The organism is Amycolatopsis taiwanensis DSM 45107, from assembly GCF_000519205.1.
In the GTDB taxonomy this organism is placed as follows: domain Bacteria; phylum Actinomycetota; class Actinomycetes; order Mycobacteriales; family Pseudonocardiaceae; genus Amycolatopsis_E; species Amycolatopsis_E taiwanensis.
The window spans coordinates 19,562-32,315 of the sequence record NZ_JAFB01000057.1; the positions used below are offsets into that span (position 1 = coordinate 19,562).

Below are 12,754 nucleotides of genomic sequence, written 5' to 3' on the forward strand. Positions count from 1 at the left end.
CATTCCCTGTCACATCGCTCAGTCGACGTCCAGGCGAGAAACCAATCCGAGAAAGGCACTCGAGATGACCATCGCGATCCAGCGCACCACCTTCAGCCGGCTGACCTGCCTGACCGTCGCGGGACCGCTGTGGGCCGCCGTCTCCCTGGCGCAGGCGGCCGCCCGCGACGGCTTCGACCTGATCCGCCACCCGCTCAGCGCGCTGAGCAACGGTTCCCTGGGCTGGCTGCAGATCACCAACTTCCTCGTCGCCGGCGTGCTGACCATCGTCGGCGCGACCGGCCTCCGGCAGGCCACGAGCAGCCGGTGGGCACCGCGCCTGGTGCTCGTCAACGGCATCGGGATGATCGCCGCCGGGATCTTCTCGATGGACCCGGCCGACGGGTTTCCCACCGGGACGCCGGCCGGGATACCGGAGACGATGTCGTGGCACAGCTACGGGCACATGGCGGCGGGAAGCATCGCCTTCTTCTCGCTCATCGCCGCCTGCTACGTCCTTGCCCGCCACTTCGCCCGTAACGGCAACCGCCGCGACGCCGCGCTTTCCACCATCGCCGGAACCGCGCTGCTGCTCGGCGACGGCTGGGCGATGACCGGTGGCCCGGCGGGTTCGCTGACCCTCGCCGTCGGCGCCATCACCGCAATGCTCTGGGTCGCCGTCGTCGCCACCCGCCTCCGCTGAATCACTCCCCGCCGAGCCATCACCAAACCGCAGAAGGAAGGAACCACCATCATGGCCAAGTTCTCCACCGTCCAGGAATACGTCGATTCCCTCCCGGAACACCAGCGCGAAATCGCCGAAAACCTCGTCCGGCTCGTCGAAACCGTCCTGCCCGGCACCGGCGCCGTCTGGCACGGCCACCCGGTGTGGAGCCTCGGGCCCGCCCCCGGCAAACAGCCGGTCTGCTTGGTCAAGGCATACCCCGGCCATGTGACGTTCGGCTTCTGGCGGGGCCAGGAAATCAATGACTCCTCTGGCCGGCTTTCTCCAGGCGGCCGCCAAATGGCGAGCGTGAAGCTCCGAGGACTGGACGACCTGGACGCCGAATTGTTCACCACGTGGCTCAAACAGGCCAGAACACTCGAAGAAGCGTGATCGAGAGCGCCGGGCTTGCCCGGCGCTCTTCGCCGTGAGGCACGGAATATCGCCCGGTCGACGTCCAGGCGAAAACCGGTTCTATCGCTGGGAGGCCTTGGCGCGGGCGTCAGCCAGCAACTGGAAGGCGTGGTCGCGGTCCTGGTTCACGGTGGTGGGGTCGACGCCGTCTATCCGGACGGTGATCATCCTTCCGCCCTCGTCGATGTAGGCGGACACCCTACCGCCGACCAGGAACGCCTCGGGAGGTTTTTCCCAGTAGAGGCCGCATGCGCCGTCGGGCCCGGTGAAGGCCTCGGTGGCTCCGTGCGCCGACGCGTCGTCACACGGCTCGCGGCCGTGGCTGGGGTCGTGAAAGTCGAGGATCTCCAGTGAAACCTTCGCGACGCTGTGGCGGGGTGAGTCCGGCCCGTAGCCCACCTCCGTGACCGAGATGTTGATCAGACACGACCCCGCGCCGTTCTCGATCTGTCCGTTGACATCGGCGAACGTGTTGGCGCCGAGCGCCGCGGCGACCGTTTCCGGTTTCAGGTACTGGCCACAGCGCGTGTTCACGCCATCGGCGAGCGCTGGGGTCACCGTGGCACCGGACTGGCTGGTGTCGTCCGTTCCACATCCGGCCACAAGTAGCGACAACACAGCCAGCCCAACCCAGACAGAACTTCTGCGAGCCATCTCTCCCCCATCGCCCCCGGCACGCCACCGCTCTTGATCAACAGTGTCGAGAGACCTTAACAGAAGTGCCGGAGAAACCGGTAGAGCCGTCAATCGCTGCCCGCGGAGCCCTCAGAAACGAACCCAGATTCTAGTTGTGGGTCAGACGTTTGTGACCGGCAAGGCCACGACGGTCTGCGCCGACGCTCGCGTGATGGTGATCCGGCTGACCAGTTGCCGGCGGGTGTCGATGTCGACGACCGCGAGTAGGTGACCGCCGGGAGCGATGACGTGCGCTGGCCGGTTGTCGACGATCACCGGAGCACTCGCGCGGATGCGGTCAGCGAACCGTGTGGTCTCGTGGGCGATCGTTCGGGCGCCGGTGACGACGGACGGGGCATCGGCAGGCAGGAGGGCCGGATCGGCGTGGCGCACGCAGTCATCGGTCATCAAAGCGACCATCCGGTCGAGGTCGCCGCCGCCGGCGGCGGCGAGAAACGCCTCGACGACAGCACGGTCGACGGTTGCGCTTGCACCGATGGTGTTCGGTCCGGTCTGCTCGATGCGCTGACGGGCTCGGCTCGCGTGCTTCTTGGCGTTGGCAACACTGGTGTTCAAGGTCTGTGCGATCTCCTTGAACGGGACGTCGAACAGGTCATGGAGGACGTAGGCGGCGCGCTGCGCGGGAGGCAGTCGATCGAGAACCACCATGAGCGCGCGAGAGACGTTCTCACGCCGCAGGTAGTGCTCATCCGCTGCCAGGTCCGCGTCCGGGATCTCCTCCGCCAGCAGGGGATCCTCACGGCGCCGGCGCCGGGCCCGTAACTGGTCGAGGCAGACCCGGGTGAGCACCGTGGTCAGCCAGGCCGCACTGTTGCGGACATCGCCCGGGTCGGCAGCGGCCGCCCGCAGCCAGGTCGTCTGCACAACATCCTCGGCGTCGTGTATCGACCCGAGCAACCGGAACGCGACCGCGGTCAGTTGTGGCCGCGCGGCCTCGAAATCCACTACCGATACCACCAGGTGTCACCTTTCCGCGGTGTCAGACGTCGGGACGGACGAGACCACCATCTCGCGACCCGACCGACTACCCACCGAGGAGCAGACCCGCACATGAGCGTACAGATCATCCGATTTCGAACCACACCGGAACAGCTTCCCGCCCTCACGCAGCAGACCGACCATGTCAGCGCAGCGTCATGCTTGTTCCTCCGCGAGTTTGCGCGCGACCGCGATCGTGTCGACGGGGCGCTCCATGAGGGAGCAGAGTCACGTCCTCGGCGACGGCGCCCCGCCGCCCCGATAAGGGGGTCTGGGGGCTTGCCCCCAGTCGGGGGCGTGGGGGCAGAGCCCCCACAAGGCAGAGCGTCTGGGGGCTTGCCCCCATGCGCCATCGTCGGCAGGTACGCCGCATGACCGCCGTGCTGTTCACCGCCACTCTGCTGTGCATCGTCGCGAACGCGTTCATCGCGATCGCCGACTACCTCAAGGCAGGGTTCGTGCTGAAGAACTCCGCCGAGGTACGCGTTCCCGTCGCCGCCCTGCCCTATCTGGCAACGATGAAACTCGCCGGCGCGGCCGGGCTCGTCGTCGGCCTCGTCGCCGTGCCCTGGCTCGGTGTCGCAGCCGGTACCGGTCTGATTCTGTTCTTCGTCGGTGCCGTCATCGCCCACCTCAGAGCGCGGGTCTTCTACAACATCGCCTTCCCGGGTTTCTACCTTCTCCTCGCGGTCGCATCGTTGGCCTACCTCACCGGCGTGGTGAGCGGCTCCTAGAATTCTTCGCCGACAAGGACCGCTTCGGGCGGTATCCGGTGAGAATCCTTCGAACGCGGTTTGACCGCCAGCAAAGCACTGGCGATCAGGCACAACACCGCCCCCACCAAGAACGGGGCGTACGGCGAACCCACCCACGTCGCGATGTGGCCGACGAGCGTGGCCGCGGCCGCGCCGCCCAGCCACCGGCAGAAGTTGTAGCCGGCGCTCGCGACCGCTCGTGGCGCGTCGCTGATCGACATCGCGGTGCCGGTGAACAGGGTGTTGAGCAGACCGGAGACCAACCCCGAGACGATCACACCGGCGACCAGGACCGGCTTGCTCGGCACCGCGAGCACCGCCATCAGCGCCGCGTATCCGAGCACGGACACGGCAGTCGCGTGCCGCTCACCGAGCCGGCCGGCGAGTTTCGGCGCGAGCACCACGCCGGCGACGGCCACGCACAGACCCCAGCCGCAGAAGATCAGCCCGACCGCGACCGCGCTCCAGTTCAGCACGAACGGGGTCCACGCCAGCACCGTGAAGAACGCGGCGGTGTAGAGCGCGGAACCGACGGACGTGCGCAGCAGCCCGGGGTGTGCGAGCGCCCGCAACGGATCGGTGAGCCGGATCTTCGGCCGTTTCTCGTGCGAGTCGCGGGCCAGGAAGATCGTGCACAGCAAGAGCGCGGCCGCCATCAGCACCGCAGTGCCGATGAACGGGCCACGCCACGAGATGCTGCCCAGCAGCGCGCCGAGCAGCGGCCCCACCGCGAGACCGACGCCGAGCGCGGCCTCGTAGAGCAGGATCGCGCCGGCCTGGCCGCCGGTCGCGGCGCCGACGATCACCGACAGTGCGGTCGCGATGAAGAACGCGTTGCCAAGGCCCCATACCGCGCGCAGCGCGACGAGTTGCCCGATCGACCCCGCGGCCGCGCACAGCGCGGTGGCCACGACGATCAGTATCAGGCCGATGAGCACCGTGCGCTTCGAACCGAACCGCGCGCTCGCGGCGCCGGTGACCAGCATCGCCAGCACCTGCACCCCGAGATAGGACGTGAACAGCAGCGTCACCTGAGACGGCGCCGCGTGCAGTCCGTCCGCGATGGACAGCAGGATCGGGTCGACGAGGCCGATCCCCATGAACGCGATCACGGCCGCGAACGCGGTGATCCAGACCTGTTTGGGTTGGCCCTTGACCGCTTCCAACAGGCTCCCGTGTCGTTCAGCGCTCACCCTGCAACTCCTCCTTCTTCGCGGGATCGATGAGCTTCCGCAGCGCGGGCAACGCCGCCTGGATGGCCGCGCGTTCGGCGGGCTCCAACGCGATCAGCCGCTCCCGCAGGAACTCCTCACGCGTGAGCACCAGCTCGTTGACGTACTGGCGGCCCGTGTCGGTCGCGGTGATCAGCACCGCGCGCCGGTCCTCGGGGTCTCGTGCCCTGGTGACCAGGCCGAGCCGCTCGAGCCGGTCCACGAGTGCGGTCATCGACGACTGCCGAACCCCCTCGAACTCGGCAAGCGTGCTCATCCGGCGTGGACCGCTGAAGACCAGCTCACTGAGGACCGACCCCTGCGTCAGCGTCAGGCGATGCTGCGGCGTCAACCGGCGGACCAGGTAGTACAGCCGGAACACGAGCGGTCGCAGCTCATGCGCGAGTTCACCTACTCCGACTTTCACTTAGCTAGGCTAAGTTATTTTAGTTAGCCTGTCGAAGTAATCGTGCTCACGCTTGGTCTGTTCGTGTCAGGCAGTGGCGTAACGGCTACGGATAGGTGCAGCATGCACGCGTGACTGAAGCCGAGCGTGTTCCCGTACCTGGCAGTGTCCGCGCCGAACTGACCGGTGCGGAGGTGGTCGGCCCGGTTGAGGCGACCACCACAGTGTCGGCGACAGTGGTTCTACGTCGCCGCAACGAGTTGGACGAAGCTCTGGTGACCGGCCCGGAAACCATTACCCCGCAACAACTCGCCGATCGTCATGGCGCGAGCGACGAGGATCTGCGGACGGTGCGCGAGGTGCTCAGGGCGGCCGGCCTGACGATCACGGACGTCCACCGGGGATCGCGCCGGGTGCTGGTCAGTGGTCCGGCGCCGGCGATGAGCGCGGCCTTCGGCACCGAGCTCACGATGGTCCGCAGCGCGGACCCGCTCGGTGGCACGATCGCGCATCGCGCGCGCAGCGGCGAACTGCGGGTCCCCGCCGCGCTGGCCGGCATCGTGGTCGCCGTGCTTGGTCTGGACCAGCGACCGCAGGCCCGCGCCCTGTTCCGGATGCACCGCAAGCCCGCCGCCGCGCAGTCGTTCACCCCGGACCAGCTCGGCCCCCTCTACGCCTTCCCGGCCGGGACGGACGGCAGCGGCCAGACGCTCGCGATCATCGAACTCGGCGGCGGGTTCAAACCGGCCGACCTCAGCACGTATTTCGCCGGCCTGAAGATCACGGCGCCCCAGGTCACCGCCGTCGGGGTCGACGGCGGCAAGAACGCCCCGACCGGGGACCCGAACTCGGCCGACGGCGAAGTGATGCTCGACATCGAGGTCGCCGGGGCACTCGCCCCGGGAGCGACCCAGCTCGTCTACTTCGCCCCGAACAGCGACCAGGGCTTCCTCGACGCGGTCGCGACCGCCGTGCACGCGACGCCGACCCCCACCGCGGTCAGCATCAGCTGGGGCCAGTCCGAAGACCAGTGGACCGCCCAGGCCCGCACCGCGATGGACCAGCTGTTCGCCGACGCCGCGGCACTCGGTGTGACCATCTGCGCCGCCAGCGGCGACAGCGGCAGCACCGACGATCAGACCGACGGCAAGCAACACGTCGACTTCCCCGCCTCCAGCCCGCACGTTCTTGCCTGCGGCGGCACCAACCTGCGGGCCACCCCACCCACGACGATCGTGGCCGAAACGGTCTGGAACAACCCGAACGGCGGCGCGACCGGCGGCGGCATCAGCGACGTCTTCGGTGTGCCGGCCTTCCAGGCCTCCGCCGGCGCACCGGCACGCGCCGGCGGCGGCACCGGCCGGGGCGTGCCCGACGTGGCCGGCAACGCCGACCCCGCGACCGGCTACCAGGTCCTGGTCGACGGGCAATCGGCGGTGATCGGTGGCACCAGCGCGGTCGCACCGCTGTGGGCGGCCCTGATCTGCCGGCTCGCCCAGGCCGCCAAGCGCCGGCTGGGACTGGTCCACACCCAGCTCTACCAGGGCGTGCAGCCGGGCCGGCCGCAACCCGGATTCCACGACATCACCAGCGGCAACAACGGCGCCTACCAGGCCGGCCCCGGCTGGGATCCGTGCACCGGCCTCGGCACGCCCAACGGCACCGCCCTGTTGCAGGTGCTCACCGGCACGAAGAACCGATAGACCGCAACGGAAAGCCATCGGCCCTGGCCGGCCCGGCCGACCCGGCGCCAGGCCAGGCCACGAACCGCCGTCACCGGATCTTGGCGCCGTAGACGTGGTCGACCGTCATCGTCATGAGAACCCTGCGGTCGGACACCATCACCGAGCGGTACTCGTCCCAGTCCGGGTGCTCCCCCGCGGCCAGGCGGTAGTAGTCCACCAGCGCCTGCACCTCGGGACCATGCGGGTCGGTTCCGGGTCCGGTGAGGGTCACCGTGCCCTCCGCGGTGGCCCACGCCCAGCCGTCGGGGCTGGTGACCTCCAGCGCCGCGCGCGGGTCGCGGCGCAGATTCGCCGTCTTGGCCCGGCCCTCGGTCATCGACACATAGATGACACCGGCCTCCTGGTCGTAGCAGGGCGTGACCGGGGAAAGCTGGGGGCGGCCGTCCGATTTGATCGTGGCCAGCACGCCGAGCCGGCTTTCCGCGAGCAACCTGTACGGGTCGAAATCTGCGCCGGTCACGGCCACTCCTGGAGTCCGTTTGCAAAACTGCTCGATCATCGCAGCGTAGCCGTCCGCAGGGCCGGCTCAGTGGGACGGGGTTTCCTTGATCGTGGCCAGTGCTTGCTCGGCGCCGCGGGTCAGGACTTCCGCCAGCTTGCCGTCGTCGACCACCTCGCCGGGGTCGTAGGTGACGATCAGGACGATGTTCTGGTACCGCGCCGCGAGTTCCTCGGTGACGTGTTCGTTGAGATCGGGAACGCCGAAACGTTGTGGCTCCTGGAGGTATGCCTCGTCGGCACCCGCGACCGTCGTCGGCCGAACTTGCGCGCCACCGGCCGTGAGAGGCCCGCGCACATCGTCGGTCGTGGCGGGCAACGGGATGTGGCCGCGCCCCCGCACCGCTGCCACCGGATCGAGCCCGGCCGTGACGTTGATCTCCAGGCTCCGGCCCACTCCCGCCTGGTCATCCCACAGACCCCATTGACAATCCCGGGTCAGTCCCCAGTCCTGGTCTTGCTCGAGGCGGACCTGACCGGCCTTCGCACCGGGCACCGACTGCTGGACCTCCTCCGGGGAAAGCAGGTCGCAGCTGGCCGGCAATTCGGTGAATCCCGGCGGTGGTGCGGCATTCGCCTCAGGTCCGCCACCTGTGCCGTTGCCCAGCAGCCGCACGGCGACGAAGGCGCCCGCACCGAGCACGACCGCGACGATCACGCAGACAGCCACGATCAGGCCCGTCCTGCGCTTGGGACGGCCCAGCCCGGGTTGCTGACCGGGATACGACGGGTACGCGGGCATACTCACGGTGTCGCTGCCTCCTGACTCACCAGCCTGCGACGCACCAGCGGCCGCGGTAGTTCCGCTCCCGTGCGTCCGATCAGGATGGCAAGTCTGGCAGAGGCCGCCCTCGGTTTCGCTGGTGGTTCGCTCCAATGCCGTGGCTGGGTTGAGGCAAAAGGAAACCCGCGGTGAGCCACCGGCTTCAGCAGCGGTGGTGCACTTCTTGCAGGCCGTACACGGGCGTCGGGATTCCCTCGTAGCGGGCCTTGAGCTGGAGCGCGAGGTAGAGGGAGTAGTGGCGGGACTGGTGCAGGTTCCCGCCGTGGAACCACAGCCCCTCCTGCTGCGTGGGTTTCCACATGTTGCGCTGCTCGCCCTCCCACGGTCCGGGGTCCTTCGTGGTCCCCGAGCCCAGGCCCCAGCATTTGCCGACCTTCTCCGCCATCTCCTGGCCGGCGAGGTCCGCGACCCAGCCGTTCATCGAGCCGTATCCGGTCGCGTAGACGACGAGGTCGGCCGCCAGTTCCGTGCCGTCTTCGAGCACCACGGCGGTGCGGGTCAGGTGGTCGACCTGGCCGCGGGCGAGCTTGATCCTGCCGTCGGCGACGAGTTCCGAAGCTCCGACGTCGATGTAATAGCCGGAGCCGCGGCGGAGGTACTTCAGGAACAGGCCCGAGCCGTCGTCGCCCCAGTCGTGCTGGAACCCCGCCGCTTCCAGCCGCGCGTAGAAGTCCGCGTCCCGTTCCCGGATCTTGTCGTAGATCGGGGTCTGGAACTCCGGCATGATCCGGTACGGGATCGACGCGAAGATCATGTCGGCCTTCTCGGTGGTGATCCCGGCCCGCACCGCGCGTTCCGAATACAGGTCGCCCATGCCGAATTCCATCAGCGACTCCGACTTCACCACGTGCGTCGAGGACCGCTGCACCATGGTGACTTCAGCACCGTGTTCCCACAGCGCGGCGCAGATGTCGTGCGCGGAGTTGTTGGAGCCGATCACCACGGCCTTCTTGCCCGCGTAGGCGTCCGGGCCCGGATGCCGTGACGAGTGGTGTTGATCCCCTTCGAACACATCCATACCGGGGAAGTCCGGTGTGTTCGGTTTGCCCGACATACCGGTGGCGAACACCAGGTGGCGCGGCGTGAGGACGACCTCCTCACCGCCGCGGTCGACGGTCACCTGCCATTGCTTCGTCTCGTCGTCCCACGAGGCGGAGGTGACTTCGGCGCCCGTCCAGTACGGCACCTCCATCACGCGGGTGTACATCTCGAGCCAGTCGGCGATCTTGTCCTTGGGTGCGAACACCGGCCAGTTCTCAGGGAAGGGCAGGTACGGCAGGTGGTCGTACCAGACCGGGTCGTGCAGGCACAGGCTCTTGTACCGCTTGCGCCAGGAATCCCCCGCACGCTCGTTGCGTTCGACGACGAGGGATGGCACACCGAGTTGGCGGAGCCGCGCGCCGAGCGCGATGCCGCCCTGCCCGCCGCCGACGACCACGACGTAGGGCTGCCGCTCATAGCCCAACTGGGCCTCTTCCAGCTCCCGCTGCTCGGCCCAGGTCCGGCGATCTTCGACAACGCCGTGGTGGACGCCCTTGGGTCGCCGCTCGCCTTGTGACTCTTCGAAATCCTTGAGTTCACGCAGGCTCGTCAGCAGCGTCCAGGCGCCCTCGTCCGTGAGGCGAAGGTGCCCCTTCGCCCGGCCCGTCGCGGTCTCGAACTCGATCCACGCCTCGGTGATTCCGTCGGCCTCGGTCGGCGTTTCGGTGGTGCGGAAGCCCGTTGGGGCGGCGCTGTCGAGGCACGCGGTGAGCAGGTGCGCCACACCTTCCCGGCCCTCGACGGTCTTGATGTTCCAGGTGAACGCCACCAGGTCACGCCAGAAACTGTCGACCGCGAACAGCCCGGCGGCGGCCTGGATGTCGCGCGCCGCGAGTGCGGCTTCGAACCGCGCCAGCCAGGCGTCGACGCGTGCCTGAGGGGCCTCCATCGGCGTTGCCCGATCGATCGTCTGCGTCATTGCAACTCCCTACCGTCCGCGTTCGAGGGCAACCCCCATCACACGTCGTGGAAGCGGGAATTGGCAAGGGTTGCCCGACTCGTCGCCGGTACACGCTCATGACCAAACCGAGATTCAGGCGAACTCTCAGGCTGACGACGGTAGGTTTACCGAGTGCAGCCAACGAGCGGCGTGATGAGGAGCGGGGTGGCCTGCCTGGCAGCGGTCAGCCTGGGGATCATCGGGTTCGGCGTGGTAGTGGTGATCGCTCCACCGTCCGGTGACGCGCTGCTGTACCGCGCGGACGGGCTCGCGTCGATCGGACTCGGCTTCTTCGGTGGGCTGCTGGCCGTAATGCCGTTCCGGGGTCGCGAGCGGTGGGCGTGGTTCGCGCTGTGGTTCTATCCGGTGTTCTGGGTGGCGCATCTCGTCGGCCAGTTGCCGCCGGGAAAGGACCACATCCACCAGGTCGTCTTCATCGTGCTCTCGCTGGCCGGTCTGCTGGTTCCGGTCAGGGAGTTCTTCAGCACAGCCCGGACCCCTGCGTGAGCGCCCAGATAGCGCTGAAGCCCCGCAAGAACGCGATCCGGGCCGGACCCCACCGCCGCAGCACGCGGACCTTGATGATCCGTCGTTGCGTCCCCTACCCCAATCCCCATCAGCCGTCACCAACGTCACGACCCGCAACAGCTGGTGCCCACGCGGCGTAGGCCGCGCACTACCTCTGGTCGTAACAGAGTTCGTAGCGCCGCAGGGGAATTCGCCGTCCGTCGGGGCCCGCCCAATCGGACAGGACCGTCTCAGTCTGACGCCAACCCATCCGTTCATAGAGGGCTATCCCGGTCTTCAGGTGGTCAGCGACTTCCAAGACAAGATCGCGTCGACAGCGACCGGCCCACAGCACGGCTTGTTGGAGCAGTCGGGAGGCGACACCGCGCCCACGCGCGGAAGGCGACACGAACAGGCACCCTACTTCTGCGCGGCCATGCGAGTCAGTGACGCCGGCCCACGCGCCACGGACGCGAGTGACCAGCAGATGGCCGGCAACACCCAGGTCGTCAGACGGACAGATCCATGCCCGGTACATCCCTGATGGGCTGAGCCAACGAGCGGGATCAACGGGCCAGTTCGAGGGGTAACCACCGGCCTCATGCACCTGAGCAAGCGTCTTGACGCACTCGGCGACATCGGTGTCATTCCGCTCGCGGATGCCTGGGACAAGCACCGGCCCATTATGTCAGCCACCGCTTGGACCACGCGGCCGCGGCTCAGAGCACGAACCACCTCCACAGCAAACGGCAATTACCTTGCCAACCTTCTGTTTCTCAGCACTAGTGCTGCATCACAGACCGTCGGGTGGGTAATCGAACTCGGGTGGTTCCGGCGCATATCTCGGTGGTCTCGGACACACTCGGTCACCTGCCTCGGGTCGTTCGACGTGGAACTCAGCGTTGTTGTCGATGATGCGGGTTGGCACACTTCGGCCGTGTTCGCTGCGCCTGCGCAGGGTGAAGATCGCGAAGCCTGGGCATTTCTGATGCAGCTCGGTCCCTCCGGGTGACGGATTTTCGACCCGACCGCGAAGTGGCGTTTCGGGTGGCAATACCGGTTGCGCCAGCGGACGTAGCCCGCGATTGCGGCCTCTTGAGCCTGGCGAGAGGGGTAGTCGCTGCCGTCGAGAGTGAAGTAGCGCAACGCAGTGAACTCGCAGTCGATCCAGTTCAATCACGAGACGTTGCTGGGCGTGTAGACCAACTCAATCCCGTGGTCAGCGCACCAGCCGGTGACCTCGGCCGTGCCGTGCGGACCGTAGTTGTCGCAGATCGGATAGAGCAGCCCGATCGGGAATCGCTGGCATAACTGTTTGCAGAAGTCCAGAAACTGCGGCCAGCGCTTGGTCGCGGAACCGGTAGAACATCAGCCGTACCCCGCGTGGCGATGGTAGGTGGCGCGCAGGCGTGCTGGCCGGCCGCGACGGAACCAGCCGTGACCAAGCCGGGGTTGCAGGTTCAGTGGTCCGAACTCGTCCACGCAGAGCGCTCGCCCGTCGGCGGGTGGATGGTCGTAGAGGTCCAGGATGCGGGTCATCTTGGTGGCTGGACCGGGCCTGCACCGACGCGAGCACGATCCCGGCCCGACGCAACCGGGCCCGGGCCCGCGTCGACCTGGTGATCTTCACCAACCGTTGAGCCTGGTCGGGGTCCAACTCTCATGCGAACACCTCGGGCTGACGAGCCACTGGTATCACCTCCGCCCGACAGCCTGCGAGCATGGTCAACGGGCCAGTCCATGGGTGATCAGCAGGCCAACCTTCTGGGACGCGGCACTAGTAGTGCTTTGTTAGGTGTGTCGTTGTGGCTGGTCGGGGCGTTGCTGTGATCTCCTTTGCGGGTGCTTCCGGAGGAAATGGACGAGGTTCGTCCGGTGATCGAGGAGTTTGCTGCGCGGATGTTCGGTGGGTTCGCGCGGCGTGACCAGCGGGCGAAGGGGCAGCTGTATCTGCGCGGGCTGATGCTGGAGGGCAAGCGCAAGTCGATGCAGCCGATGGCCGAGCGGCTCGGGGTCGATCACCAGCAGTTGCAGCAGTTCGTCACCACCTCGACCTGGGATCACGTCGAGGTCCGG

At 67.7% G+C, this 12,754-nt stretch carries 15 protein-coding genes; 6 read left to right on the forward strand and 9 right to left on the reverse strand.

Going from position 1 to position 12,754, the window contains the following annotated elements; genetic code table 11:
- Nucleotides 1-64 precede the first annotated feature (64 nt).
- Nucleotides 65-682, forward strand: a complete 618-nt coding sequence (locus tag A3CU_RS0133410; protein ID WP_027945916.1) for a DUF998 domain-containing protein — start codon at nt 65-67, stop codon at nt 680-682.
- A gap of 51 nt (nt 683-733) precedes the next feature.
- Nucleotides 734-1,096, forward strand: a complete 363-nt coding sequence (locus tag A3CU_RS0133415) for a DUF1801 domain-containing protein (RefSeq protein WP_027945917.1) — start codon at nt 734-736, stop codon at nt 1,094-1,096.
- 81 nt (nt 1,097-1,177) lie between these two features.
- Here the strand turns inward: A3CU_RS0133415 and A3CU_RS0133420 are convergent, their stop codons facing one another.
- Entirely contained in the window at nt 1,178-1,675 is a 498-nt protein-coding gene (locus A3CU_RS0133420) for a hypothetical protein (protein WP_027945918.1), read from the reverse strand.
- Between the two features lie 237 nt (nt 1,676-1,912).
- Complete coding sequence (locus A3CU_RS0133425) at nt 1,913-2,770, reverse strand: sigma-70 family RNA polymerase sigma factor (RefSeq protein ID WP_027945919.1); 858 nt, start codon at nt 2,768-2,770, stop codon at nt 1,913-1,915.
- A 392-nt stretch (nt 2,771-3,162) separates the two neighbouring features.
- Between A3CU_RS0133425 and A3CU_RS0133430 the strand changes: the two genes are divergently transcribed.
- Nucleotides 3,163-3,525, forward strand: a complete 363-nt coding sequence (locus A3CU_RS0133430) for a DoxX family protein (protein WP_027945920.1) — start codon at nt 3,163-3,165, stop codon at nt 3,523-3,525.
- Here the strand turns inward: A3CU_RS0133430 and A3CU_RS0133435 are convergent.
- A complete protein-coding gene (locus tag A3CU_RS0133435; protein WP_027945921.1) occupies nt 3,522-4,739 on the reverse strand; it encodes an MFS transporter in 1,218 nt (405 codons plus the stop codon). The two genes, A3CU_RS0133430 and A3CU_RS0133435, sit on opposite strands and share 4 nt — an antisense overlap.
- Nucleotides 4,729-5,184 (reverse strand): MarR family winged helix-turn-helix transcriptional regulator, encoded by a 456-nt coding sequence (locus tag A3CU_RS0133440; protein WP_043843458.1) that lies wholly within the window; start codon nt 5,182-5,184, stop codon nt 4,729-4,731. Before A3CU_RS0133440 ends, A3CU_RS0133435 begins: the two co-directional genes overlap by 11 nt.
- A gap of 110 nt (nt 5,185-5,294) precedes the next feature.
- Here A3CU_RS0133440 and A3CU_RS0133445 point away from each other — a divergent pair, with 110 nt between their 5' ends.
- A complete protein-coding gene (locus A3CU_RS0133445) occupies nt 5,295-6,866 on the forward strand; it encodes a S53 family peptidase (RefSeq protein WP_027945923.1) in 1,572 nt (523 codons plus the stop codon).
- 70 nt (nt 6,867-6,936) lie between these two features.
- Here A3CU_RS0133445 and A3CU_RS0133450 read toward each other — a convergent pair whose 3' ends face one another.
- The 3 genes from A3CU_RS0133450 to A3CU_RS0133460 form a co-directional block, all read right to left on the reverse strand.
- The gene (locus A3CU_RS0133450; RefSeq protein ID WP_027945924.1) at nt 6,937-7,368 is read right to left on the reverse strand and encodes a PPOX class F420-dependent oxidoreductase; all 432 of its coding nucleotides are present in this window, start codon (nt 7,366-7,368) and stop codon (nt 6,937-6,939) included.
- A gap of 66 nt (nt 7,369-7,434) precedes the next feature.
- Complete coding sequence (locus A3CU_RS0133455) at nt 7,435-8,154, reverse strand: hypothetical protein (protein WP_156960696.1); 720 nt, start codon at nt 8,152-8,154, stop codon at nt 7,435-7,437.
- A gap of 178 nt (nt 8,155-8,332) precedes the next feature.
- Nucleotides 8,333-10,150 carry a flavin-containing monooxygenase gene (locus tag A3CU_RS0133460; protein WP_027945926.1) on the reverse strand — a complete coding sequence of 606 codons (1,818 nt, stop codon included), beginning with the start codon at nt 10,148-10,150 and terminating at the stop codon, nt 8,333-8,335.
- A 174-nt stretch (nt 10,151-10,324) separates the two neighbouring features.
- Here A3CU_RS0133460 and A3CU_RS0133465 point away from each other — a divergent pair, with 174 nt between their 5' ends.
- Nucleotides 10,325-10,678, forward strand: a complete 354-nt coding sequence (locus A3CU_RS0133465; RefSeq protein ID WP_043843460.1) for a hypothetical protein — start codon at nt 10,325-10,327, stop codon at nt 10,676-10,678.
- A gap of 169 nt (nt 10,679-10,847) precedes the next feature.
- Here A3CU_RS0133465 and A3CU_RS55875 read toward each other — a convergent pair whose 3' ends face one another.
- Nucleotides 10,848-11,216 (reverse strand): GNAT family N-acetyltransferase, encoded by a 369-nt coding sequence (locus A3CU_RS55875; protein WP_084144089.1) that lies wholly within the window; start codon nt 11,214-11,216, stop codon nt 10,848-10,850.
- A gap of 830 nt (nt 11,217-12,046) precedes the next feature.
- Nucleotides 12,047-12,217: a hypothetical protein gene (locus A3CU_RS53710; RefSeq protein ID WP_169739726.1), complete on the reverse strand. Its 171-nt coding sequence runs from the start codon at nt 12,215-12,217 to the stop codon at nt 12,047-12,049.
- A gap of 318 nt (nt 12,218-12,535) precedes the next feature.
- Here A3CU_RS53710 and A3CU_RS0133475 point away from each other — a divergent pair.
- The coding region (locus A3CU_RS0133475) for a transposase (RefSeq protein ID WP_027945928.1) at nt 12,536-12,754 on the forward strand (219 nt) is incomplete at its 3' end.

Excerpts from the sequence above, each read along its gene's own strand:
- A3CU_RS0133465 (WP_043843460.1), top strand. The coding sequence starts at position 10,325 with ATGAGGAGCGGGGTGGCCTGCCTGGCAGCGGTCAGCCTGGGGATCATC.
- A3CU_RS55875 (WP_084144089.1), bottom strand. The coding sequence starts at position 11,216 with ATGTACCGGGCATGGATCTGTCCGTCTGACGACCTGGGTGTTGCCGGC.
- A3CU_RS53710 (WP_169739726.1), bottom strand. The coding sequence starts at position 12,217 with ATGACCCGCATCCTGGACCTCTACGACCATCCACCCGCCGACGGGCGA.
- A3CU_RS0133430 (WP_027945920.1), top strand. The coding sequence starts at position 3,163 with ATGACCGCCGTGCTGTTCACCGCCACTCTGCTGTGCATCGTCGCGAAC.
- A3CU_RS0133415 (WP_027945917.1), top strand. The coding sequence starts at position 734 with ATGGCCAAGTTCTCCACCGTCCAGGAATACGTCGATTCCCTCCCGGAA.
- A3CU_RS0133460 (WP_027945926.1), bottom strand. The coding sequence starts at position 10,150 with ATGACGCAGACGATCGATCGGGCAACGCCGATGGAGGCCCCTCAGGCA.
- A3CU_RS0133410 (WP_027945916.1), top strand. The coding sequence starts at position 65 with ATGACCATCGCGATCCAGCGCACCACCTTCAGCCGGCTGACCTGCCTG.